This is a genomic window from Bradyrhizobium sp. LA6.1 (genome assembly GCF_040547805.1).
In the GTDB taxonomy this organism is placed as follows: Bacteria; Pseudomonadota; Alphaproteobacteria; order Rhizobiales; family Xanthobacteraceae; genus Bradyrhizobium; species Bradyrhizobium barranii.
This window is the reverse complement of sequence record NZ_JBEPQK010000002.1, coordinates 47,853-71,928: the sequence shown is the minus strand read 5'-3', so window position 1 is coordinate 71,928 and position 24,076 is coordinate 47,853. Positions and strand designations below refer to the sequence as shown.

The window sequence follows — 24,076 nt, the reverse complement described above, 5'->3', positions numbered from 1 at the left end:
AGAAGCCCCGACCACAACGGACGAACTGCATCATCGGTCCGTTGAGCTCCCCCGTGCCGATCCACTTGCTTAGCGCGGCTTCGATAGTCGGTAGGGCCCGAGATACAGCACGTCCAGACCCGAGCAGAAATAGGTGTGCAGCGCTTCCAGCGGCGCATTCACGGTCGGTTGCTCGTTGATGTTCAGGCTGGTGTTGATCAGAACCGGTAACGAAGTGGCTTTCGCGAACTCGCCGATCAGTCGGCTGTAGAGCGGATTGCTGTCCGCATGGACGCTCTGGATGCGCGCGGTGTTGTCGACATGGACCACCGCAGGCATGGTCTCGGCGACTTTCTCGTTAACCGGGAACGTCACCACCATGAAGGGCGCGTCGAATGTGTCCTCGAAATATTCGGCCTGGCGCTCGTAAAGCACCGACGGGCAGAACGGGCGAAACTCCTCGCGATATTTGATGGTGAGGTTGATGCGGTCCTTCATGCCCGTATGGCGCGGATCGGCCAGGATCGAGCGGTTGCCGAGCGCGCGCGGACCGTACTCCATGCGCCCCTGGAACCAGCCGACAGTCTTCTGCTCCGTCAGGTCGGCGACGCAGCGCGACACGGGATCGTCGAGCAGCTCAAACCGCGCCCCGATCTTGTCCAGCGTCTCCTTGATCGTGTCGTTGGAATATTCCGGTCCCCAATAGGCATGGGTTAGCGGTGCGATCGTGTGGCCAGCTTCCGCGCATTTCATCATCGCGGCGCCCAGCGCCACGCCCGCATCATGCGGCACCGGCGGAACGTAGAGACGCTTCACGGACGGCTCGGCCGCGATCTCCATGTTCATCTTGCAGTTCAGGCCGACGCCGCCGGCGATGCAGACGTCGCCGCAACCGGTCTCGGCGATCGCGGAGCGGATCACCTCGGTGGTGACGATCTCGAGCTGCTTCTGGCCGCTGGCTGCGATGTTGGTGAACCGCTGGTCGAGCGGCGCACCACGCAGGCGCCGCGGCCCCAGAATCTCCTCCATCTTCTCGGTGAAGATGCGCTCCTGCCGCGTCGAGAAATCGCTGCTAAAGATTTCTGCGTCGCGCCGGCGCTTGTCGAGCTCGGGATCGAGCTCGTAATTGATGCCGGCCGGGCGTAATAATTTCGCAAACTTGTCGAGATAGTCGGGGCTGCCATAGGACGACAGGCCCATGACCTTGTACTCGTCATTGGTCATCTGATAGCCGAGATACTGGGTCAGCATCCCGTAATAGAGCCCTAGACTGTTGTTGCGGCCGAACCGCGTCAGCACGCGGAAGTCGTTACCGCGGGCATGGGCGACGAGACCGGAGCTGGAATCGCCGGAGAAATCGAAGCAGGCGACGGTCGCCTCGGAAAAACCGGATCCGTAGAACGAGCTCGCGGCGTGACAGAGGTGATGGTCGTAGAGCTCGATCTTCGGGCTGTGACCGAACTGGTACCTGAAATATTCGGTGAGGCGCTGCGTGTAGTTCGTGTAGGTCTTCAGCGGCGAGCAGATCCAGTCGACGTCGCGCATGGTGATGCCGGCCTGCTTCAGGCAGAAGCCGATCGCCCCACGCGGCAGCTCGCCGCGCGCGTGCTTGGCCAGTGTGAACCTTTCCTCTTCCGCGGCAGCAATCAGCTCACCGTCGCGCAACAACACGGCAGCGCCATCATGGTGACCATGCTTGATCCCCGAGCTGATTCCGATCACGTACATTCGTTTACACCTCGAAAACGCTTCTCAAGAAGTCCCCCTACAAAGAAGACCGACAAGAAACTCAGATCCTGCGGATGGTATGGTCGAGTTCTACCGCGACGTGCTCGCCTTACAGACCGAGGTGAGAACCGCTTGCGACCGAGTGGACACGCACGTGTAGATGGGACGAAAACGGCCTGGCCGGTTGCATAGTTACCAACGAGGCTTCGAGCCTGCAAGGGCGCAAATCCGCCGTCTTTTGGCGCGTATCGAGGGTTAGAGGATCGGGCTGCGTCTTCGAAACTCCCAAATTGGAGAGCGCGGGGCATACATCGATCGTTCGACTATGTCCCGAGCACTGCAACGGAGCGCACTGCCTCACTCAGCGAGCTGTTTCTCGACCCCGAAACTGACCCGCGTCGCCGACAGCTGATCGGCGAGCGAGATCGGCCATTCGCCGCCCGGTTTGAAGGCTTCGGCGAGCGCCACCAACTCCTCGAGCTGTCCCTTTTCAATGGTCAGACCCTTCCAGCCCCCCTTTGCGCCGGTGACCTCCAATCGCTTGTAGTCGTCGAGCACGAGAACTTTTCCGTCCACAAAGATATCGAAGCGCTCCTTGGGGAACTCCTTCGAGCCCAGCGAGGTATAGGTCAGCGTGCATAGCGAGCCATCGGCGTAACGCACCGTGGCGACGAAATTGTCGTCGCGGCGCCAATGGCCGCTGGCCGGTACAATCGACCGGGCCTGAACCTCGACGGGCTGGCTGCCGGTGAGCGCATTGAAGAGATCGTAGATGTGGCAGGCTTCGCCGATGTTGCGGCCTCCCCCATGCGGGCCATGCACCCAATGATCGGAGGGAATGTAGCCGGCATTCATGCGGTAGTTCACAATCATCGGCGACAGGCGCCCCTTGATCGCTTCGCGGGCCGCGGTGACAGCCGGCGCGAACCGCCGGTTGAATCCCGTCATCAGGAGCGGTCCATTCGGGTTGTCCGCGTAGAACGCCTCGATCGCGTCCAAGCCCTCTTCGGTCATCGACGTCGGTTTCTCGACGAAGACATGCTTGCCGGCCTTCAGCGCTGCCAAGGTCATTTCGGAGTGCAGGTCGTGCCGTGTTGCGATGAGGACGAGATCGACCTGCGGGTCATCGAGAACAGCCTGAAAATCGGTGCTCGCGGTGCTGAAACCAAAGCGCTCGGCGGCCGTGCGCGCAGACAGGCCGGTGCGGCTCACGACACTGCGAAGGTCGAACTTGTCGCCAAGCTTCTTCAGGTTCGGCAGGTGCATGCCCTGCGCAAAGCTGCCGGCCCCGACGACCGCGATCTTGATGCGGCCATCGACGGGCTTCGGAGGGGCAATCTGCAGCACGGACCGCACGGCCTCTTCGCGGTGCGGATACTGCAGCAGAACCAGCAGCGGCTTCTCACCCTCGCCCGCCAGCCGGCCATACGCCTCTTCGGCACGGTCGATCGGATAGGGCTCCTGCAACATGTTGTCGAGCCGAACGCGCCCAGCCGCGAGCAGCCGGAGATATTCGCCCATGTTGCGGTTCTCGGTCCAGCGGACATAGGCGAGCGGGTAGTCTCCGCCCTCCTCCTCATAGACGGGATCGTAGCGTCCGGGTCCGTAGGAGCAGGAGATCAGGACATCGAGCTCCTTGGTGTAGATGTCCGATCGCGCCATGTTCAGGCCGACGTCGCCGACAATCACCACGCGCGCCTTCTTGCGGCAGGACTGAAAAGCCTGAGCGAGAATATCGCTGGAGGCAGAGGCAGCCGTGATGATCGCGACGTCGGCGCCGAAGCCATCGGTCAGCTTGATAATGCTATCGACCAGATTGCCGTCGTTCGGATTGATGCCGTGATCGAGGCCATTTTCCAGCGCGGTCGCAATGCGCTTGTTGTCCACGTCGGTGCCGATGACGCGGCATCCATTGGCGGTCAGGAGCTGCGCCGTGATCTGCCCGAGAATTCCGAGCCCGATCACGACGACTGTCTCGCCAAGCGTCGGCTGCGCGCGACGCACGCCCTGCATCGCGATGGCCCCGAGAGTCACCGTGGCGGCGGCGTCGAAGGAGACCTGCTGCGGGACGGGAACGCACAGATTGACCGGGACGTCGATGACCTCGGCGTGGTTGGCAACGCCCGCGCCGGCGCAGGCAACGCGATCGCCGACCGCGATTCCGTCGACCTCCGATCCGACCGCGATGACGGTGCCGGCGGCCGAGTACCCGGTCGGCAGTCCCGCATCGAGCTTGCCCTTGACCTGCTTGTAGACGCGCGCCACGCCCTGATCGCGCATGAGTTGAAGCACGCGCTTGACATGGTGCGGCTGCTTGAGGGCGCGGCGATACAGCGGGAGGCCTGACATCTTGACGCCGGCCATCTCGGTGCCGACGCTCACGCACGAACGCTCCACCCGGACCAGCACGTTCTTCGGGCCGGCGACGGGCGCCGGGACGTCCTGCAGGAAGACCTTACCCGACCGGACCAGAAGCTGCTTCACGACCATACTCCGCGCGTGTCGATTACCACCTTGCCGTTCAGTTCGGCCGGCGCGATTTCGTTGTAGGCACGATGATTGACCAGCATGACGACGATATGCGCCTCGGCGATCGCCTGGGCGAGGTCATGCACCATGCGCACGTTCTTGTGCGTGGCAAGCTTTCCCGGCAACAGCTCGGCGAATGGTTCTGACACCAGCAGTTCGCAGCTGTTCCACTCAGCCACCTCTTCGGCGATCTCGAGCGCCGGGCTTTCGCGGAAATCGTCGACGTCGGGCTTGAAGGCGAGACCGAGCGTCAGCACCTTCGGGTAGGCGCCCGCCGACCGCGCGCCGGCGATGGCGGTCTTGATCTTCTCGAGAACGTAGGACGGCTTGCCGTCGTTGACTTCACGCGCGGTGCGGATCAGGCGGGATTCCTGTGGAGCCGCCTCGACGATGAACCAGGGATCCACCGCGATACAATGGCCGCCGACGCCTGGGCCCGGCTGCAGAATATTGACGCGCGGATGATGGTTGGCGAGCCGGATCAGCTCCCAGACGTTGATGCCCAGCTTGTCGCAGACGATCGATAGCTCGTTTGCGAAGGCAATGCCGACGTCGCGGAACGAGTTTTCGGTCAGCTTGCACATCTCCGCCGTACGGACGTTGGTCTTCAGCAGGCTGCCTGTGCAGAAGATGCGATAGAGCTCCTCGGCGCGCGCCGAGCATTTGGTCGTGATGCCGCCGATCACCCGATCGTTCTCGACCAGCTCGACCAGCACGCGTCCGGGCAACACACGCTCGGGGCAATAGGCAATGTGAACGTCGCAATCCTCGACATCCGAAGTGGGCATCTGCAAATCGGGGCGCAGAGCCGCAAGCTGCGCGGCCATCCGTTCCGTCGTCCCTGGCGGAGAGGTCGATTCCAGCACGACGAGATCGCCGCGCTTCAGGACCGGCGCGATGGATGCAGCCGCGGCCTCGACATAGCTGAGGTCCGCCTTCCCATCATGAAATGGCGTGGGGACGGCAATGATGAAGGCATCCGCCGGCGCAGGCTTCGTCGCCGCGCGCAACTTTCCGACCTGAACCGCGCGCGCGGTCACCGCATCGAGGTCAGGCTCCACGATGTGAACCTGGCCACGGTTGATCTGGGCGACGACCGCCTCGCTGACATCGATACCCACGATCGAAACACCGCGCGAGGCGAGTACGACCGCAGTTGGGAGCCCTATATAGCCGAGCCCGACCACACAAATGGCTTTTAGCTTTACGTCGCTCACAGTTGATCCTCGATCACCTTGCGAATTCGCTTTGCGGCGAGGCCGTCGCCGTAAGGATTAATCGATTGCGCCATCCGCCCATAGTGAACGCGGTCGGTCAACAACCTGGTTGTCTCTTCGACAATACGCTCCCGGGACGTGCCCACGAGAATCACGGTTCCAGCGTCGACAGCCTCGGGACGCTCGGTGGTTTCGCGCATCACCAGGACCGGCTTGCCCAGCGACGGCGCCTCTTCCTGCACGCCGCCGGAGTCGGTGATGATGAGACGCGAACGCTCCATCAGATAGACGAATGGTTCGTAGTCCAGGGGGTCGATCAAATTAATCCGCTTCTGTGCACCGAGCACGCGCTGGACGGGCGCCAGAACGTTGGGATTGGGGTGGACAGGATAGACGATCTGCACGTTATGCTGTGTGACAATGTCGAGCAGCGCATTGCAGATATTTTCGAACCCGTCACCGAAGTTCTCCCGCCGATGTCCTGTCACGAGGATCAGCGGAAGATCGGGATCGAGGTAGCTGAACCGGCCTCGCAGTTCGGCGCCCGCAGAGGGCGCACTCCTCAGCCGCTCCACGGTTTCCATCAGCGCATCGATGACGGTGTTGCCGGTCAGGTGGATATGGAAAGGATCGACCGCTTCCGCGAGGAGATTTTGCCGCGACCGCTCGGTTGGCGCGAAGTGAAACCGGGTCGCAAGGGTTGCGACCCGGCGGTTCATCTCTTCCGGCCACGGCGCGGACAGCGAGCCGGATCGCAGACCTGCTTCCACATGCCCCACGGGCAGCCTGCGGTAGAACGCAGCCAGCGAACCGGCGAGCGTGGTCGAGGTATCGCCGTGGACCAGGACCAGGTTTGGCTTCTCCTGATCCAGCACCTGCCCGATCCCGGTGAGAAGCTTGGCGGTAAGTTGGTCCAACGCCTGGTTGGGCGACATCAGGTTGAGGTCGTGGTCGGGCTTGATCGCGAAGAGATCCAGCACCTGATCCAGCATGCCCCGATGCTGACCCGTCACACAGACCCGCAGATCGAGGCTTTGGCTGCGCCGCAGCTCGGTCACGACCGGCGCCATCTTGATGGCCTCCGGACGCGTTCCAAATATTGCAATGACTTTTCGCATCTTCGGGTTTGCTGTCCGCCTCAACGCTCACCCCGGGGAGCCCCGGCGGCGCTGTGTAACCAGTCACGCGGAAATATACAAACTCAAAGGGGGCCGGAACCGGGCGAATCGCCCGGAATCGACCGCCCAAAAAAAGCGTTAAATTCCAAATAGTTGGAGAAGCATTGCGGCAGCCTGCGCAGCTAGCCCGTCTTGTCCTGAGCGAGATCGCGATCCGACCGGTCCGATTCGTGTTTCCCAGGGCACAAGCGTTGCAAAGCTTCCAGCATGCTATCGGCCAGCGCTGTGCGCTCGTAGCGCTTGCTCCCGGTAGCGGCGTTTGCCGCAAGCAAACGCCGGCGTGCCGGATCTCGTGCGAGCTCCGCGATGGCGCGCACCAACTCCTCCACGCTGTCGGGCTCGATGATCTTCGCTGCATCCAGCGGCTCGAGTAGACGCTCCAGCTCGCCCCGTACGTTCGCGATGATTGGCGTGCCGGTCGCCAGGGCCTCAAAAACCTTCGATGGCAACACTGTCCTGAACAATGGGGTGTTCTTCAGCAATACCAGCGTGAAGTCGCTCAAATGCCAGTAGTCGATGGTCTCATCGTGCGACACGGGACCGACAAACAGCACATTCCGCAGTCCCCGACGTTGGGCCTGTTGTTGCAACTCCTCGCGCTCCGCACCGGACCCGACGATGATAAATTGCGCCTCGGGAACGCGGGTCAGGCACTCGTCTGCCGCGTCGAGGATAAGCTGTAGCCCATGCGCCATGCCGACAGTGCCGATGTATGAAACGACTACCTTGTTCTCGGCTCCAAACCTCTCGCGCAACGACGATGGCGCGCATCCGGGGGCGAGTTTGGATGTGTCTGCACCATTGGTGACTACGACGATCTTGTCGGCATCGATTCCCCGCGACATCAGCACGTCGCGGGTCGTATGGGTGACCGTAACGATGAGATCCGAGTGCCTGTAGAGAAAGCGCTCCACACGCCGGACAAGATTGACCACCCGTCCTTCCTTCATGGCGCCAACGGCGACAATCGAGTCTGGCCAGAGATCGCGCACTTCGAACACGAACGGCCTGCGGTGAACGCGGCTCGCAATCCATCCCGCGATAGCGGCAAATATGTGTGGCGACGTCGCAATAACGACGTCCGGTCGAGCAACAAAAGGCGATGCAAGGCTCGCCGTCAGCACAAAGCTCAGGTAGTCGAGAATTCGCAAAATTGCGCCACGATTGGGAAACACCAGCGTCGGGACGCGTAAAACGTCTACGTTGTCGTACATTTCACGTTTGTAGAGCGATTGCCGATAGCCGCCGAACACCTTGCCATCCGGGTGGTTTGGAAAATTGGTCAGCATGGTGACCTGATGGCCGCGCTCGATCCAACGCTTCGCATGCGTGCTGCAGCGGATAGACGGCGCGCTCGCCTCAGGCGGATAGTGATCGGTGACGAAGAGGATACGCAAATCAGAGCTCGAACCGGGTTTCGACTTCCATGGGTAGCCCGCCGGTATAGCTCCAGGCAAGGACCGGTCGCAAGATTCGGTGCCCAAAACTCGGCGCGTAGTACCCGTCGTTCAGCAGGAATTGCGACGCTCCCCTCGCTGACACACGAAGCCGCGGCTCCCCTGGCACCTCGATCGACCAGCCTTGCCCGTCCGGGCAAATATGACCGACCAGCGGGTGCAGCGGAAAACGACCGATGATCGTGTGGTTTCCCTCGCCCGTAACACGGTCCCGAACAACTAGCGAAGTCGGCGACACCGTGACGCTGCGGCAGTGGACTGGTCGGCCAGGGAGCCAGCGGTACCCATCGTGACTGGCGGAGGCCGACTGGATGTGGCCGGTCACGGATACCGATCTGCCGAATGGATGCGCACGCCGCCCGACGCGAAAGCTGGCCCACACTTCGGTTGAATTCTCTGCATCGATCTCGACAGTCGCGTGGGCGCCGGTCGAACGCTCTTCATCTCGAATTGCATCGTGGGCGTAAGACGAAGTCCCGGAGTTGGTGATCAACCGACGATCGCCAAACGACACTTCGAGCGAGAGCGTGTCTGCATGCGCATGCCCTGGCAGGTAGGAGGGGCCGACTTCGGCCGTGTCGAGGATCGCGAGCCAGGGACCGGAGCGCAGCCGCACGTACCCGCTGTCAGCCAGCCGACCGGTCGCCTCGCTCCGCAAGACGTGCAGCGATGCCCCATAGTCCGCAAGCTGCCTGTACGTCCTCGCGATGCCTAACGCCGCGTCATTGAAGAAGGCGATTTCCCCGTCCGGATGGACCATTTCACCCAGCCAGGCCAGCATACGCTCGGCCAAAGCCGGCCATTGCGCCGCCGCTTCAGCAAGCTCGTGCGGATAGATCCTCGAAAGCTGAATGAGATCCAGGACATCCTCGAGCAGGATGGCGTGATACATCGGACTGAGCTCAAAGTGGCCGCCGTCCGACAGCACCTGTTCGCGCCACTCCCGTTGCAGCAGATCCAGGCCGGTGCGTCGCCATCGGTCTGCTTCGCCCCCCGAGAAATAGCAACCCGCGAACACAAGGGCTTTCGCGTTCGCGAGCAGATGGTTGCCCAGCAGATGATACTCGAGCGAGGAGTTCAGCGCGCGCGTCTGCGTTGCCAAGCTGTCGCGCACGGCGGAGCCCAGATCGTTGCCCGCCAACGCCCATGCGACCCAGTTCACGATGCGCAGCGATATCGTATACGGTTCCCAGCCGTTTCCCGTCATGGGACGATTTTCGGCAATCCAGGCGTCGATCAGGTCGCGATGCCATGACGCACGGGCCTCGCTTGCCTCTGCGCGCAAATCGTCGAAATAGTGCAGGTTGTACAGCCACAGCTTCGGCATTGCCGGATTGTTCCAGCCGGCACCGTCCGGCAGCTCCGCCACCTGCCCAAGAATCCGGAAGCGTCGGGGGGACACCATGGTGGCCGGCCGGCCCGCAGCATTCCGCCATCTCGCCGTCGGCGTGCGCAAACCAGGTGCGGGTCCATGCGCGATGCTGGGCGGAAGAATTCGGCGCTTGACGCGATTGATGATCTGTTCGGAACGCAAGTGGCGCACCGTTCGGATTAGGCGCGCGGGATCCCCCCATCGTTTCCCAAACATTCCATGTTCCGGCTGTGTTTCGCCCAAGCGCTGATACCATTTCCGGTGCCGAGTTCAATAGCTCGGCCTGCACGAGACGGTGCGCTGGCTTGCCGGGAGATTTTGAAGGCCGAGGGAGCCTTGCCCTGCCGGTGCAGAGGCTGCGGAACTCCGGCAGATCGGCAATCGCCGGCGCCTATTCTTGTGCCAGGCTCATGGGGGGGATACAGTTGTGCCATGATGAGAGTGCTCCCATGAACAACAGGGTTGTCCGCGATTTCTGGAACGAGGCCGCCTGCGGCGAGGCCGCTTATGCCGTCGGCATCGACGCCTCAAATCGCTTCTCCAGCCAACGCGAGACGAGGTACGAGCTCGAGCCCTTCATCAAGCCCTTCGCCCGCTTCGAAGAGGGCCACGAGCAGGCTGTACTCGAAATCGGCGTTGGCATGGGTGCTGACCATGAACGATGGGCGCGCAGCGGACCCGCCCGCCTTTGCGGCATTGACTTGACCCCGCGCGCCGTCGACCTGACGCGCGAACGCCTCGCCCTCGCCCACCTTGAGTCCGAGCTCCGAGTGGCCGACGGGGAACGGCTTCCTTTTCCGGATGCGACGTTCGATATCGTCTACAGCTGGGGCGTTCTGCACCACAGTGCCGATACAACGCAGGCGTTCAAGGAGGTTGCCCGTGTGCTGAAGCCCCGGGGCACTGCGCGGATCATGATCTACCACAAGTGGTCGATCGTCGGTCTCATGCTCTGGCTTCGCTATGGACGATTGTCGTCCAGCCTTGCCTCGATCTATGCGAACCACCTCGAAAGCCCCGGCACCAAGGCCTACTCGACGAAGGAGGCGGCCGCGATCGTCGAGGCCAGCGGCTTGCAGATGGTCAAGATGGAAGTCGAACTGAGCCCGGGTGACTTACTTTCCGGCGCAACGGGCCAGCGTCATCGCGGACGTCTTCTGTCGATCGCCCGGCGCCTTTGGCCGCGTGCGCTCCTGCTTGCTGTGGCGCGCCAGCTCGGCCTCTACCTCATGATCGAAGCGATCCGCCCCTCAGAATAGGTTGCCGGAATATCTTGCTCGTGGCCTTCGTTGGAGTTGGAGCGCCGGTTCCGCGGGCCATCCGGAAGATGGGACGGCGGCGAGGTGCCTCGCTCCAATTCGTTGCGTCAGAGATCGGCGGAAAGGCCGGACCTGACGCTGTTGAGAAGCAGCCAGACACAGACAAATCCGGCACTCGCACTCTGAATCCACGCCAGACCAACGGCACCGAACTGTCCAAACAGCGCAACCGAGAGAGCGGCCTGCAGGGTCGCCCCGCAGAGCCAGGCCATGACCTGCGACCAGGGAAATCCGCTCGCCGACAGGAACTGGGAGGCTGCGGAGGCGACGCCGATGAAGAATACACCGGGAAGCAGCGCGAGGATGATGGCCACGGCCGGCTCGTACGCTTTCCCGAATATGATTGTGACGATCGGGCTCGCCAGCACGGCGCTGGCTGTGCAGACCAGCGCCATCAGCAAGGTGATCTGTAGCAACGCGACCTTGTACTGCTGCATTCGCGCCGCACCTTTCGCACGCACGAGCGCGGGAAACAGCAGAAGGCCGATCGTCGAGGGCAGGATCAGCAACGCGTCGGCGATCTGTGCCGCAATCGACCAGTAACCGATATCCGCAAACTCGCCGAATTGCCTGAGCACCATGACGCTCATGCGGCCCATGACGAAGCCGAGCAGAGTCGCGATATGAGCCCGCAGCGCAAATGCGATACCGTCCCGGAACAGGCCGAAGTCGAAGCGCCGCGGAATGTCGACGCCCTTCGCCAGGACGGCCCAGGCGGCGACGCAGGCGACGAGCGAGGCGATGACCGCAGCAACCAGGAAGCCCCCAAGCCGTGGAGCAAGCCAGCATGCGAGCAGCGCCGCACCGATGGCAACGACGCCGTTGAGGATGATCAGACCGTTGAAGGTCCTGGGGCGATTAAGAGCGACCGCGATGTTGGACAGGTAAAGGAACAGGAGCAGCGACGGTGTCAGCGCCGTCACGATGGCGACGAACATGACGTTTTGTTCGGAACCGCCGATCGCCAGATCGACTGCAAGGACGCCCGCCGCCGCCGCAACCCCGGCCAGGATCGCAAGCCACAACGAGTTGGCCATGATCTGAGCGAGCAGCGCCGGCGTCCGCGCAATCAAGTACGTGTTGCTCGACTGAATGCCGAGGGAGGCGATCTGCAGGGCAATCGCAGCGAGCGTCACGATGTAGTAATAGTGCCCGCGCTCGGCGGGACCGAGCATGCGCGCCGTCAGGATCGCCACGCCGAACGAGCCGAGGATAGCGAGGCCCCGCGCCAACAGCATCTCAGCATAGGTGTGGATCAAGGAGGGCACGAGGTATCGTTCCCGTCCGGCATGATCGTTACCGCCAGCCTCGCCGGCAAGGCTCCCTGCCTGCGCCACACCAGCCGATGCGATGGCTCGACAACGCCGTAGCTCGGCGAGATCAACGTGGGCTCGATGGTCAGCTCCCAACCGCCACCAGATGCCGAAAGGGAGAACAGACGTCCCGCTGAAGCAAGGCGGACCGCGGCGCCGCTGCGGTCGACGCGGACGGAAGGCGCCAGATGCAAAGGTACGGCGATCTCGTGTTCGCCTTCGCCGTCGATGGTATCGACGATCTCGACACGGCCCGATCGCCTGTCCAGGCTGATTTCCCGCGCAACGTCGACGCCGAGGCGCCGGTAGCCCTGATGCCTACCGGCAAACAGGTCCTGCTCGTCGCCGGTCCGCCAAGTCGTGCATTCGGCCTGCGCATCGTCCTGGAGGTTCCAGAGATTGCCGGGGTCGAAGCGGTTCATCTCCGCGCCATCGATCCCGGGCGTGTTGTGGGACGAGGTCGAACGAAACTCGTTTCGCTTCTCGAACGAGGCCGTATAGACGAACGAGCCGCGGTCGATGACGACCGGCGCGCCAGCGAGCCAGGCTTCAAACGACAGCGCGTCGTTGTGTCCGTGGCCGCCGCGGCCGGCGAGGCCGACCGGGCCGCAATCAATGAATACGTGATGATCCCCGGCGCGCATGACATACGCGCCGCCGTGCGGGAATGCCATCGACGACGCCGGCGAGCGAACGGCTGGCGCGAATGATGCGGCCAAGTCGGGTCCGACCACCCAGACGAGTTCGGAGCGAGGCCCCTCCGCTTGCGCCGCCAGATCGCTATCGCCGAATGCGAGTGCAATCAGACTGACCAGATAGCGATGGTCGCCGAGCTTCTGCCCACCGAATGGCAACGCTCTTGCGTCGTCGGCATCCCCCCACAGCGGGCTGGTGCCGTCGGGGCGCGAATAGGCCGCGGCAAATCGCGCCATCGCGCGCAGCCGCTGGACGTAACTGTCCGTCAGGCTGGCGCCGCAGGCCTTGCGGAACAGTGCCGGCCACACGAAGAGTTCGCAGACCAGCCGGTGATAGGGCACCGACGCCTCGAAATCGACCCCGTCGGCGAAGACCTGCTTTTCGATTTCCTCTTGCAGCCCTCGCCAGCCGGCATCTTGCCAGCGACCGGCATTCCCCACGTCGCCGAAAAAGTGGCCGGCCATCACCAGGCCGGCAAGATCCGCGGTGTAGTGGTTGCCGTTGACATCGGCTTTCTCGATGTGCCTCAGCGTGAAGTCGCCGTGGAGGTAAAGGCAGGCCAGAAACTTCGCGCGAAAGTCCTCGTCGCGCCACGAGGGGCTGTTCGCGAATACATGAAACAGCCAGGTCCAGATGAAGAGCCGCATCGCGGCTTCCATCGTGCAGGACCAGTTCACGGTGTAGCCGAGCGGATTGCCATCCATCCACTCCTGCAGGATATCGCGGGCGGCGACGGCATATTGCTCGTCGGCATCCAGCAGGTAGGCCTGTCCCGCCGGAATCAGCCATTGCAGTCGTGAAATCTCCCAGGGCACCTTGACGTCGCTGGGACGATCGCGGTTCACGTAGTCGATCGATCGCGCGAAGCCTCCCGGCCACCCCATCCCCACCCGGTAATCGCGGGCCCAGTCGATCGGCCTGCCGAGCGCGACCGGCCCGGTCCCGAGCAGGTCGACTGTTCGTGCGCAAGCAAGGCGTGCGGCGTCGCGAATCCGCGCGCTCTCGCCCGGCTCGACGCGGTCGAGCGCCGCGGAATCCATCGCCGATGTCCAGGCCGGATACGGGCGCTGGCGCAGCCGTGTCCATAATTCATCGATGGAGGAGGCCCGCGCCATCGCAAGCAGCCGCCCGCGCGAGAGGCTTCGCTCCCGCATCGGCGCAAGCCAGCGGTCGAGCTCGCGCTCCCCCTCCTGCCAGGCGCGGCTGGCAACGTAGGTCGGAGATTTGCCGAGAATCCTCCTGGCGCGGCGCGCCGCGTCAAGCAACCGCATCGGACAACTGCGACGTATCGACCGCCTTGCGATCGATCCACAAATCATACCAGGCGGTCAGATTGTAGATCGCCCAGAGATACAGGCTGGTATCGGTCCGCCCGGTGAAGTGCCAGTCGAACAGCTTCTCGATATAGGAGGCATTCAGGAAGCCGCGCCGCATCAACCCCGAAGAGAACACCGACGTCCGGACCGCACGGCCGAAATCGCTGCGCATCCAGTCACTCATCGGCGCGCCGAAGCCCATCTTCTTGCGATAGATGATGTTGTCGGGGATCAGGCCCTCGACGGCCTTCTTCAGAAGATATTTCGGCTCGCCGCCCTTGGTCTTCCATTCCTCGGGAATGTCCATCGAGAACTCGACGAGCTTGTGGTCGAGGAAGGGGACGCGAGCTTCCAGCGACTCCGACATACCGATCTTGTCGACCCGCATCAGCAGTAGCTCGGGCAAGCGCAGCCTGAACTCGCTGTGGATCATGCGCGTCAGCGGATCAAGGTTGGGGAACTTGGCATCCAGGGGATCCATGAAGCTGCGGACGATATTGAAGCTGTCGAGCTTCAGATATTCGGGATCGAGCAACCCCGCCGCGTCCGCGTGATCGTCGTTGGCGGCCGCGATGGCGGCGGAGTCAACGAGCTGGCTCTTCATCAGATCGGGGAACACCATCGCGCCGGACCAGAAATGCTCGCGGCTTCGGGCCGCGCGATCGATGACGTCAGCATAGACCGGTAGCTTCGGATGAATCCCCGAAAGCAGATTGGCAGTGCCCGCCGCAAGGCGCTGTGCCGGCTGCGGCAGATACTTGCGGAACGGCGCCCAGTATTTGTGATACATCTTCAGGTACGTCATGTAGCCCGAATAGCCGCAGAACTGCTCGTCCGAGCCTTCGCCGACCTGGACCACCTTCATGCCGTTGTCGTGCGCGAGCTTGGAGACGAAATAGAGCGGGATGCACACCCAGTCGGCGATCGGCTCGTCCTGCGAGTGCAGCATCTGCGGCAGGTAGTTGATCATGTCCTTCTTGCTGATCCCAATCTCATGATGATTGGTGCCGAACTGACGTGCGATCTGATTGGCCTGCTCGTATTCGTTCAGATGCTTGTAGTCGCTGAATCCGATCGTGAAGGTCTCCACGGGGCGGCTGGAGAATTCGCTCATCAACGCCACGTTGGTCGATGAATCGACGCCGCCCGACAGGAACACGCCCATCGGCACGTCCGACATCATCCGCTTCTCCACGCTGGCGCGGAGCCGGTCGCGAATGCCGCTGACGTAGAACTCCTCGAGCGCCGCCTCCGAAAGATTGGCGGTCTCGCCCGGGTCGATGCCGCGTCCGGGCATCGCGTCCCAGTATCGCGAGATCGTCGCCTTGCCGGAACGATCGATCGTCATGCTGCATCCGGCCGGCAGCTTGTAGATGCCGCGCATCATCGTCAGCGGCGCCGGTGTCGTCAGGAACGAAAGGTAGTGGTACATCGCGTATGGGTCGATCTCGCGCACGAAGTCGGGATGCTCAACCAGCGCCTTCATCTCCGATGCGAAGGCGAAGCATCCCTTAATCCGGGCGAAATAGAGCGGTTTGACGCCGATGCGGTCTCGCGCGAGCGACAGCAGCCCCTTGCGCTCGTCCCAGATCCCGAAGGCGTAGTCGCCCTCGATCCGCTCGAGCAGGCCGTCGAGGCCCCACTCCTCGTAGCCGTGCACCAGCACTTCTGTGTCGCTGTGATCGGTACGGAACTTGTGCCCACGGGCGACGAGCTCAGGCCTGAGCTTGGCGTGATTGTAGATTTCACCGTTGAAGGTGATGATGACGGTGCCGTCCTCGTTGCGCATCGGCTGCGTCGCGGCGACGTTGAGGTCGACGATCGAGAGACGGCGGTGGCCGAGCCCGATTTTGCGGTCGTCCGAGACCCAGCCGTCTCCGCCGTCCGGCCCGCGATGCGCCATGGCGTCGCGCATGCGATCCAGGACGCTACGATCGACCCTGCCGGCGTCGCCGTAAGATAGCAAACCCACTATTCCGCACATTCAGAACAATCCCCTTGGTTCGGAGACGAGATCATGCCGCGTCGCGATCCGGCCGGCGCACGAGCAACCCGTTACGGGCCATCGCGGCGAGAATAGCATCGACATGCCGCTTCCAGGTATAGCGATTTAGGACCTCGGCGCGGGCCGCCTTCGCCACTCCGGCGGCCGCCGGCATGTCGTCCACGACCCGCCGCAATGTGTCCTTGAAGGCCTGCGCATTGCCCGGCTCGTAAAGGAATCCGCAAGGTGCTCCCGCCCCCGGCGGCAACGCCCCCAGCCGCGTGGCACCGCGTCCGGCGATGACATCCTCGATCTGGCCGAGCGCCGATGCGACGATCGGCTTCTCCATCGCCATATACTCGAACAATTTGGTCGGCGATCCAAAAAATCCGGAGCCGTCCGCGTTCGGCACGTGAGGCGAGAGCAGCAGGTCCGCGCAGGCCAGATATCTGGGGGCTTCCGATTGCGCCACCAGGCCCGTCAGCGTGACAAAGCGCGTGATCTCGGGTGGTCCGACCAGCCGACGCACCTCGGGCATCTTCAGACCGTCGCCCACCAGCATGAAATGCAACTTGCTCCGCTCGAGCCAGGCGGCGTCGTTGCGCGCGAGGTCACTGATGCATTCGGCGAGAAACTCGATGCCATGCCACTGCCCGAATGTTCCGATGAACCCGGCGACCAGCGCATCTTTCGGGATGCCATGCTGCCGCTTCAGATCGGCGAGATCGTCCGTCGAGAATCTCGTGGAATCAAAAGCGGCCGGATCGACACAGTTGGGATAGACGAGAATCCGGCTATCGGGAATTCCTCTCCGCTTCAGCTCATCCCCCAACTCGTCCGAAACGGTGACGATCAAATCCGCAGCCTCCAGCGCGACTGCTTCTGCTTTCTCTGCGGCCCCGTGCAGGCGGAGCCGCGTTCCCCAATTCGCGGACGCCCAGGCCTCGGATCCGTTGAATTCGACGACGACCGGCACGTTCAAGCGGCGCCCCAGATGAGGCCCGGTAAAATCGTGCAGAGAAAATCGTTGATAGATGAACGACCATGGATTGGAGCTGTGCAGCGGAACGATTCTTTTCTCGATCGCCTCCGCATACGGATAGAAATTCAGCTCTGCCGGCATCGCAAGCAGCCCATCGGGCTGCAACTTCAGCCAGCGCGCGCCTGCGCGATCCGTGGGCAGCGACTTGAGACTTGCGTAGTCCACCTCGAAGGCGTTGTCGAGAAATCCCCCGATGACGCCCGCCGTGTGACCGACCGAGCCGCCGACGGCCGCGCCAAGCGAGATGTTGGCATCGAGATAGAGAATGCGCGCGCCGCCGCTGGGTGGGACCCGACGGGGCATCGGCAACCGTCTCATCGCCTCTCCCTCGCGCAAACGGCGGACAAGAGCACGGCGGGATGATAGGGTATCGACGCCGAGCTGCAGCAAGTTCTGCAGCCCGCCAAGCCGCCCGAGAGCCTCGACCCGCAAATCGGGCCAGACAACCGCAAGTGAGCCGACCCGGGTCAATGCAGCCGCGATCGAGAGCGGTGCAATCAGCGCCGTGGAAACCTCGCTTTCCAGCGCGATGACCAGCTTATCGGCACGGAGACTGCGCAACTGCCGAAGCGCCGCGACGGGCGACAATTTGCGCAGGTTCGCCGCGTCATAGTAGCTGTCCACCGGTCCGCAGACCTCCGTGATTCGATCGGCAAACGATCTCGTCACGGGATGGAAGCTCATGACGATCAGCTTGGGTCTTGTGGAAAGGTCAGGACTCATTAGTTTCGCGGACGGGTTGGACATCTGGGTCAGGCTATACTAGCAATAGAGCGTCAAGACCAGCGCCCAGGAGCCTCCCGCAAGGTTCGCGCGCCGCAGGCCCAAGCCATTCAGTTCCCGTCATTTTACCGGGACTCCGAAGACCCCGCCCCCCCGCTAAAGCCCCGCGAATACGGTCCACGTGCTTACCGTCCCCCTTGGTCGCCGAGACGCACTGTCTCGCGCCATCGCTGGTACTGGCGAAACGACACATCAAGCCATCGTGCGAACAGCCGGACGCCAGGCAATTGAGCTGCCCCGCCATTGCCTGGATATCGTGACGCACGTCGATGCCAGTGCACCAGGCCGTGCTGTTCGGCAGATCCTGACCGTGATCCCGACGGAGCCCGGTAACTTTGCGCGGCTGTTGACGAGGTCTTCAGCAAACCACCTCAACCGCCGCACGCGTTGAACTTCCCTAGCTGTCAGGATACGTTGCTCTGGGGTTGTTGAAGTGAGATCGGGAGTAATGGCCGAGTCCGTCAATTCAGTGCATCGCGGGCTTGCCGGCCTGTTCGATCGAGACCAAAAGCGTCCGCTACTGCTCGGGCTTCTGATCTGTCTTCATATCGTAATCTGCGCCGCCTCACTTCGCATATCATTTCCGTTCTATCGATCGGAATATGTGATGTACGACCCGGCGGGACTTACAAACGCGATAGCGGCGACAGCGATCTTCTGCCTCATTGCTCCGCTCTTCGTTTTTACCCGCTTCAGCTTCGGTTATCTCTGCGGATTCTACCTGTTCACCATGGTGGCCGGCTTTCTCTGGCTGAACTCGTTCTCGAAGCTTCAGTACGACCATGTCGCCGCAGGTATCTCCGCGGGCTTGTCTTGCCTGACCTTCCTGCTGCCTGCCCTTCTCATCACCCCCCGGATCGGCCGCCCTTTCGAGATCTCGGAGCGAAGCTTCGAACGCATCCTCTACGTCATCGTCGCGTTCTGTCTCGCAACGTCGATAGCAGCGGCCACATACGGCTTCCGCGTCGTCGCGATCAACGACATCTACCAATATCGCGCCGAGCTGCAGTTTCCGACTGCGCTGAACTACGCCATCGCATCGACCATGACCGTACTGATCCCGTTCGCCTATGCGTGCTTCGCCCTGCGGCATCGATACTGGATGGCAGCGGCGATGCTCGCCATCGCGATCTCATTTTATCCGAGCACGTTCACCAAGATCGCGCTGTTCACGCCGGCTTGGCTGCTTTGCATGACGCTGCTTTCGATATTCCTCGGACGGATCGCAACGATCCTGTCCCTGTTTCTGCCGGTTCTCGCCGGCGTGCTTCTCATCATCACAATCGGCGAGCCGATGAGGCGCTATTTCGGCATCGTCAATGCCAGAATGCTGAGCGTTCCGTCGGTAGCAATGGATGTCTACAACGAGTACTTCGCCCAGCACGACCTGACCCATTTTTGTCAGATCTGGCTCCTGAAGCCCTTCGTTAGCTGTGCACTGAAACAGCAAATCTCCGTCGAGATGAACAGCACCTACCCGCTGGGTTTCCTCAATGCTTCCTTGTTCGCCACGGAGGGCATCGCATCCGTCGGCCTTTGGGCAGCTCCCCTGGTGACATTCGCCTGCGGGCTGGTCATTGGTTTCGGCAACCGGCTATCGGCAGGCCTGTCGGAACGCTTCATCCTCATATCCGCGGCCATCGTGCCACAGGTCATCACAAACGTCCCATTCTCGACGCTGATACTGACCCACGGCCTCTGGCTTCTGTTCCTGCTCTGGTACTTGACCCCGCGAACGCTGTTCGGCGGTCCTGCCGAACCTTGAGGCCCGGTCGCGCCCAAGCTCGATTCGCCATGGCGAAATCGTTGAAGCGGGACGAACCTTCGTAGCAGTCTAGGCCCGCCGGCTGGCCGGCTCGAACCTGCCGGCTCTTGCCAGGGTGAGAAGAATCTCAACCATGACGCCAAACAGCAAGACAAGAAAAATCTTCACCGGAAAAAGATATAGTTCGGTGTAATGAAAAAGAGCCGCCTGCCCGAGAAAAGTGGCAACAAACACGGCACTCACGCTGAATACCGCATCGTAGGAAGACCAGCCTGCAGAGTAGCGCACAAGTGAAAGCCGCGCCCAGGCGAAAACGCCAGAAACGACGATGAGAAGGTAGATCATATTGTAGGTGGTGAGCGCCTTCATCACCTTCTTCAGATAGATCGTGATCACTTCGATCGGATGGTGAAGGACAATCTCGAAATACTTCCGCTTCAGTATCGAATAATATTCAGCCGACAGATACAGCGTGCCGGGGCTGACCTCCTTGACGGCCCGGACACCGTCGTCATCGTTCCACACGATTCCGAACGGGTTCTCGACGACACCCAGACCGATATACAGATTGTGCCACGCCCCGTGCTGCTCCATCCGGGTGGACGGCGCGATATCGAAGACGGCATCGCGAGCGCGAAGGATGGAGTACGGCGTCAAGATCGTCAGAACGGTTGTGACGACAACGACGAGATGGGCCAGCCCCACATGCCGCATCTTCATGAGCGAACAAAAATAACTGACGCCAAGGGCGAGAAGAGCGGCCACAACCCCCATAAGCCCGATCGCCTCGCGGAAAACCATTCCGACAGCCAGACCAAGCAGACCGGCGAACATCCATAGCCACCAGCTGGTGCGCGATGGGCCGGTGGATGGAATTCCGAGAATCGCCAACGGCAGCAATGCCACCAGACAGGCGACACCCAGGTGGCCTGGATGTGGCCCAAGCGAATGATGCTTGTTGGCGATCACGGCCCCGACGGTCAGGACGAGAAACGACAGAAACGGCAACCGCAGACGAAAAAGCAGACCCGCCAGACTTACAAGTCCGACATAGTTCAGGATCGTATTCACTCTCGAGACGTCGTTTTCGGTTACGACCGTACCGCTGAGGGCAGCATAGAGATCCAGAACCAGAGGCGGTCCCGGATCATCCCCCGCCGAGAGGTCCGCGATAGGCAAGAGACGTTCCCCCTGACAGATGGCCAGGATGGCCTTCGTTGTTCGCGCACAATCGGCGCTTTTCACCCATATGGCGGCAGAGGACCAGGAATGCTCGAGCTTGCCAGCCTTGTTCAGGGAAAGAAGGAAGGCCGGAACGAAAAACAGCATCAGAGCCGCCAGGAGCAGCGTGACCGGGATCGGCCGGCGGTCCAGTCGTGCAATGAGCTCGCGCAACGGTTCAGCCCCCTTTCAAGATACACTATTGATGACTGGCGCCGCACTGCGGCTCGCGGCTGCTTTGACGATAGACGTAGGCGATCGCGCCTCCGGCGCTGCCTTCCGCAATATACTGATTATCGATTCTCGGCCCGGGCACGATCTCGCGCGGTGGTCGCGTTCGTACCCGCAGTGCAGGACGTTCGAAGACCTTGCATCGTGCAGGTGACGAGAGATACCCCCGATAGCGTTCGATGATCGGACCGACACTTTGCGCGAGCTCTGCCTGACGCACCCTACGATTGTCGCTCGCCGGATACCATGCATCGCGAAAGCTGAACAGGTAGCTGAGATTTGGTCCGGCCCGCTGCTGGATCTCTGCGCTCAGCAACTGCTCTGCCGTCTCGGGATTCACGTCCGTCCGGAACCAGTGCTCGAACAGCTCATTCTCGTAGTGGCTGGGATCGGCGCTCCTGGCCTCCGGCTCCATGTTCGGAATGAAGTTCATGGCAACCCGGTAGAAAGTCAGAACGACATCGTAGCGATTGTTCGTTCTGACCTGCAGCATCGGCGCAATACCCGCGTCATCCAATACCAGGCTCGCCCGGCTCGCCGTATCGGTGTCGACAGCCTGCAACGCCCGGACGATGGCGATGGACTCCATGTTGTAGGCCCGCCAGGTCGAGAACGCGGTCCGCTCCGCCCGCACGACGACGAGAACAATGAGAGCCGAACATATCCACAGCACCGGTGCAGGAAGCGACAGCCGCCTGGTGTAAGACGGCGCGATGACGGAAAGGGCAGCGACAACGCCGAACAGGAGTACCGGATAGCTGACCGTGCGCTCCCAATCCCGAGCGCTGAACATCACGCCGGTTACGATCTGCTGATTGCTCAACACCAGGGGGATGGCCAGACAACCCAAGGTCAGAAAAGCCAGCGGCTCCCTGCATCCTCGCAAGATCATCCAGAAGCCAAAGGCGGCGCTGAAGACGAGGCTGCCTATAACCGCAGGCGTTATGATCGGCAAACGCGTCGGGTAGGTAAGGCCGGCGAGCATGCCCGACGTTGTCTGACCGCCATTGTGATCCCAATAGACCGCACTGAGCGACACCAGTGCCGCTCCGAGCAAACCGGCTGCAATCGGGATGGCCGAGATCTGCCTGAAATATCCCTGCACTAGCAGGAATCCGGCGGCGATAGTCGCCACCGGCAGCGTCACGAACGTGTACCCGATCGGAAGCAGCGACAAGGTTATGACCGCGGCCACAAGAGCTGCCCGTTCTCGGAGTCCGGTGACGACGGCGAAACGCGCGAGAAGCCCGAGGCTCAGGAACATGAGCACAAAGCTGACCTGCGGCTCCGGCGTCCTGAGGATTGCGAGAAAGCTCGTCTCATAGGACGGGACAAGCCTGGGGTGCACCAACCCCACGATCTGGGAAAACCGCGAGATATTGAACTGGCCCGACGTCCAGAGAATCAGATTGCCCAGCGAAAACATGTCATTCGCAAAAACGAGCAGCAGTGCCGCCGGCACCCTCGCGGAGCGGCTCGACACGACCTGACTGACGGCGAAATAGGCGGCGCAGCTCGCCAGGAACGGAAACACAAAATCCGATGCAGCCAGCGTCGCGTCCAGCGAGGATCCGCAGATGCGATAAATGGCGCTGAGCGCAAAGCCGGACAGCGCGCGCGTCGACCTCAACGTTCCCAGCAACCAGCTCAGAACGTAGGTGTCCTCATCATAGGCACCGTGAAAGTACCGAAACTCGCCAATCTCGCTGGCGAATTGCAGGTGCGGCCAAAGCCCCAGGAGTCCGACGAAGGTCGCGACCAGGCCGGCTGCCAACAAGTCAGCTCGCGACAAAGCGCAAGGCAATGGACGGTTCTTTGTCACGTCGACTTCCAATTGAAGGCAAGAACGTCGGAGGCGAATGCGGACGATCGCTCAGTTCGCCCCTTCTGCAGTGATTGCCTCGTGCATGGGCCCTTTCACCGAACTTAGCACATTCGCATCCATAAATCGCAAGCCGTGGGGCGAAGAACCGGTCAGCTGCCGGCCGCGAGCGCCCGTTTCAGGTCCTCCTGCACCGCAAGCAAGCCCGAGACGTCCCACCCCGGTAACGCTGCGTCCGTCGCCCCCGTCACCTGAGACAGGAACGCTCCAAGCTCCAGTCGCAAAGTGCTGGCCATCACCGACATACGCGGATCAAGCGCGTGCGGCTGGCCGTTGATCGTCATCAGCCCATGGGCGCCGCTAAAGTCGACCGACGCGTGACCGGATTTGGTCCGGATCTCCAGCAGCCGTCGACGCGCTGTCGCTCTGGTGTCACAGCGAAATTCGTGGCGCCCTCCCTGGTCGTCGCGGAATTCGATATGTCCCCGACAGCCATCCGGACTTTCCTGCGCTGCGCCAATCCGAAGGCCGGCCTTCGGGGCAAAGACCCGGAAGATCGAAAGGGCATGAGGCATCAAGTCGTACAGCAACCCCGTCTCCTCGTGCCGGGCCTTCGTCGCGCCATGTCGCACTTCGTTTTCGACGTCTTCCCATATCAGCGTCATATCTGCGCCGTCGGCGCCGGCGAATTCCTCAGACAATTGATGAAAGGCCGGAAGGTAGGCGAATTCCGTGCCCACCGCGAGAATACGCTTCCTGTGCTGAGCTGCTGCCACCAGCGCCCGTCCGCTTTCCGGATCGACGCCGACCGGCTTTTCGACAAGAACGTGCAGACCATGTTCGAGCGCGTCAATCCCGTCGCGTATGTGATCGCGTGGCCGGCTCGATATGATCGCCGCTTGCGGTTGCCGATCGGCAAGCATGGCCTCGGCAACCGTCGCCACCACCGTCAGGCCTGCGAGCTCGGAGCGCGCGGCGGCCCATGTCCGCACTTCATCGGGCTGGCTGCGGGCAGCCAGAACGACACCTTCCGCAGAACCGCGCGCGGCGACGACGACCGAAAGCCAGGTCCGGCCCCAGCGACCGCCGCCAACGACCACAAGCGGAATGGGCAAGGCCGCCGC

At 62.1% G+C, this 24,076-nt stretch carries 15 protein-coding genes; 2 read left to right on the top strand and 13 right to left on the bottom strand.

Annotated features, from left to right (window positions below):
* Window positions 1-69 precede the first annotated feature (69 nt).
* The 6 genes from ABIB99_RS03915 to ABIB99_RS03890 form a co-directional block, all read right to left on the bottom strand.
* Window positions 70-1,707, bottom strand: coding sequence for a carbamoyltransferase family protein (locus ABIB99_RS03915; protein WP_208087785.1), 1,638 nt, complete (start codon window positions 1,705-1,707; stop codon window positions 70-72).
* Between the two features lie 357 nt (window positions 1,708-2,064).
* Window positions 2,065-4,191, bottom strand: a complete 2,127-nt coding sequence (locus ABIB99_RS03910; RefSeq protein WP_038957522.1) for a bi-domain-containing oxidoreductase — start codon at window positions 4,189-4,191, stop codon at window positions 2,065-2,067.
* Window positions 4,188-5,423, bottom strand: a complete 1,236-nt coding sequence (wecC, locus tag ABIB99_RS03905; protein WP_340627390.1) for a UDP-N-acetyl-D-mannosamine dehydrogenase — start codon at window positions 5,421-5,423, stop codon at window positions 4,188-4,190. Before wecC ends, ABIB99_RS03910 begins: the two co-directional genes overlap by 4 nt.
* Window positions 5,424-5,449: 26 nt before the next feature.
* Window positions 5,450-6,571: a non-hydrolyzing UDP-N-acetylglucosamine 2-epimerase gene (gene wecB / locus ABIB99_RS03900; protein ID WP_080584044.1), complete on the bottom strand. Its 1,122-nt coding sequence runs from the start codon at window positions 6,569-6,571 to the stop codon at window positions 5,450-5,452.
* A gap of 182 nt (window positions 6,572-6,753) precedes the next feature.
* Entirely contained in the window at window positions 6,754-8,028 is a 1,275-nt protein-coding gene (locus ABIB99_RS03895) for a glycosyltransferase family 4 protein (protein WP_354174917.1), read from the bottom strand.
* A gap of 1 nt (window position 8,029) precedes the next feature.
* The gene (locus ABIB99_RS03890; protein WP_162136821.1) at window positions 8,030-9,622 is read right to left on the bottom strand and encodes a heparinase II/III family protein; all 1,593 of its coding nucleotides are present in this window, start codon (window positions 9,620-9,622) and stop codon (window positions 8,030-8,032) included.
* Between the two features lie 287 nt (window positions 9,623-9,909).
* Between ABIB99_RS03890 and ABIB99_RS03885 the strand changes: the two genes are divergently transcribed.
* Window positions 9,910-10,719, top strand: coding sequence for a class I SAM-dependent methyltransferase (locus ABIB99_RS03885; protein ID WP_208070449.1), 810 nt, complete (start codon window positions 9,910-9,912; stop codon window positions 10,717-10,719).
* A 107-nt stretch (window positions 10,720-10,826) separates the two neighbouring features.
* Here the strand turns inward: ABIB99_RS03885 and ABIB99_RS03880 are convergent, their stop codons facing one another.
* From ABIB99_RS03880 to ABIB99_RS03865, 4 genes are read right to left on the bottom strand one after another with little or no spacing between them, the layout of a single operon-like run.
* Window positions 10,827-12,047 (bottom strand): oligosaccharide flippase family protein, encoded by a 1,221-nt coding sequence (locus tag ABIB99_RS03880; RefSeq protein ID WP_157789149.1) that lies wholly within the window; start codon window positions 12,045-12,047, stop codon window positions 10,827-10,829.
* Window positions 12,035-14,059: an alginate lyase family protein gene (locus ABIB99_RS03875; protein ID WP_208070433.1), complete on the bottom strand. Its 2,025-nt coding sequence runs from the start codon at window positions 14,057-14,059 to the stop codon at window positions 12,035-12,037. Before ABIB99_RS03875 ends, ABIB99_RS03880 begins: the two co-directional genes overlap by 13 nt.
* Window positions 14,046-16,088: an asparagine synthase (glutamine-hydrolyzing) gene (gene asnB / locus ABIB99_RS03870; RefSeq protein WP_225005302.1), complete on the bottom strand. Its 2,043-nt coding sequence runs from the start codon at window positions 16,086-16,088 to the stop codon at window positions 14,046-14,048. The genes ABIB99_RS03875 and asnB overlap by 14 nt, the downstream gene beginning before the upstream one ends.
* Before the next feature lie 31 nt (window positions 16,089-16,119).
* Window positions 16,120-17,754 carry a glycosyltransferase gene (locus ABIB99_RS03865; protein WP_354174916.1) on the bottom strand — a complete coding sequence of 545 codons (1,635 nt, stop codon included), beginning with the start codon at window positions 17,752-17,754 and terminating at the stop codon, window positions 16,120-16,122.
* A 766-nt stretch (window positions 17,755-18,520) separates the two neighbouring features.
* On the opposite strand from ABIB99_RS03865, the gene ABIB99_RS03860 reads away from it, so the two are divergent.
* Window positions 18,521-19,678 carry a hypothetical protein gene (locus tag ABIB99_RS03860; RefSeq protein ID WP_247457254.1) on the top strand — a complete coding sequence of 386 codons (1,158 nt, stop codon included), beginning with the start codon at window positions 18,521-18,523 and terminating at the stop codon, window positions 19,676-19,678.
* A 69-nt stretch (window positions 19,679-19,747) separates the two neighbouring features.
* Here the strand turns inward: ABIB99_RS03860 and ABIB99_RS03855 are convergent, their stop codons facing one another.
* From ABIB99_RS03855 to ABIB99_RS03845, 3 genes are all read right to left on the bottom strand, one after another.
* Window positions 19,748-21,073: a hypothetical protein gene (locus tag ABIB99_RS03855; protein WP_247309728.1), complete on the bottom strand. Its 1,326-nt coding sequence runs from the start codon at window positions 21,071-21,073 to the stop codon at window positions 19,748-19,750.
* A gap of 25 nt (window positions 21,074-21,098) precedes the next feature.
* Window positions 21,099-22,952, bottom strand: coding sequence for a hypothetical protein (locus ABIB99_RS03850; protein ID WP_247309726.1), 1,854 nt, complete (start codon window positions 22,950-22,952; stop codon window positions 21,099-21,101).
* Window positions 22,953-23,104: 152 nt separating this feature from the next.
* The gene (locus ABIB99_RS03845; RefSeq protein WP_157789145.1) at window positions 23,105-24,067 is read right to left on the bottom strand and encodes a Gfo/Idh/MocA family protein; all 963 of its coding nucleotides are present in this window, start codon (window positions 24,065-24,067) and stop codon (window positions 23,105-23,107) included.
* Window positions 24,068-24,076: the final 9 nt, after the last annotated feature.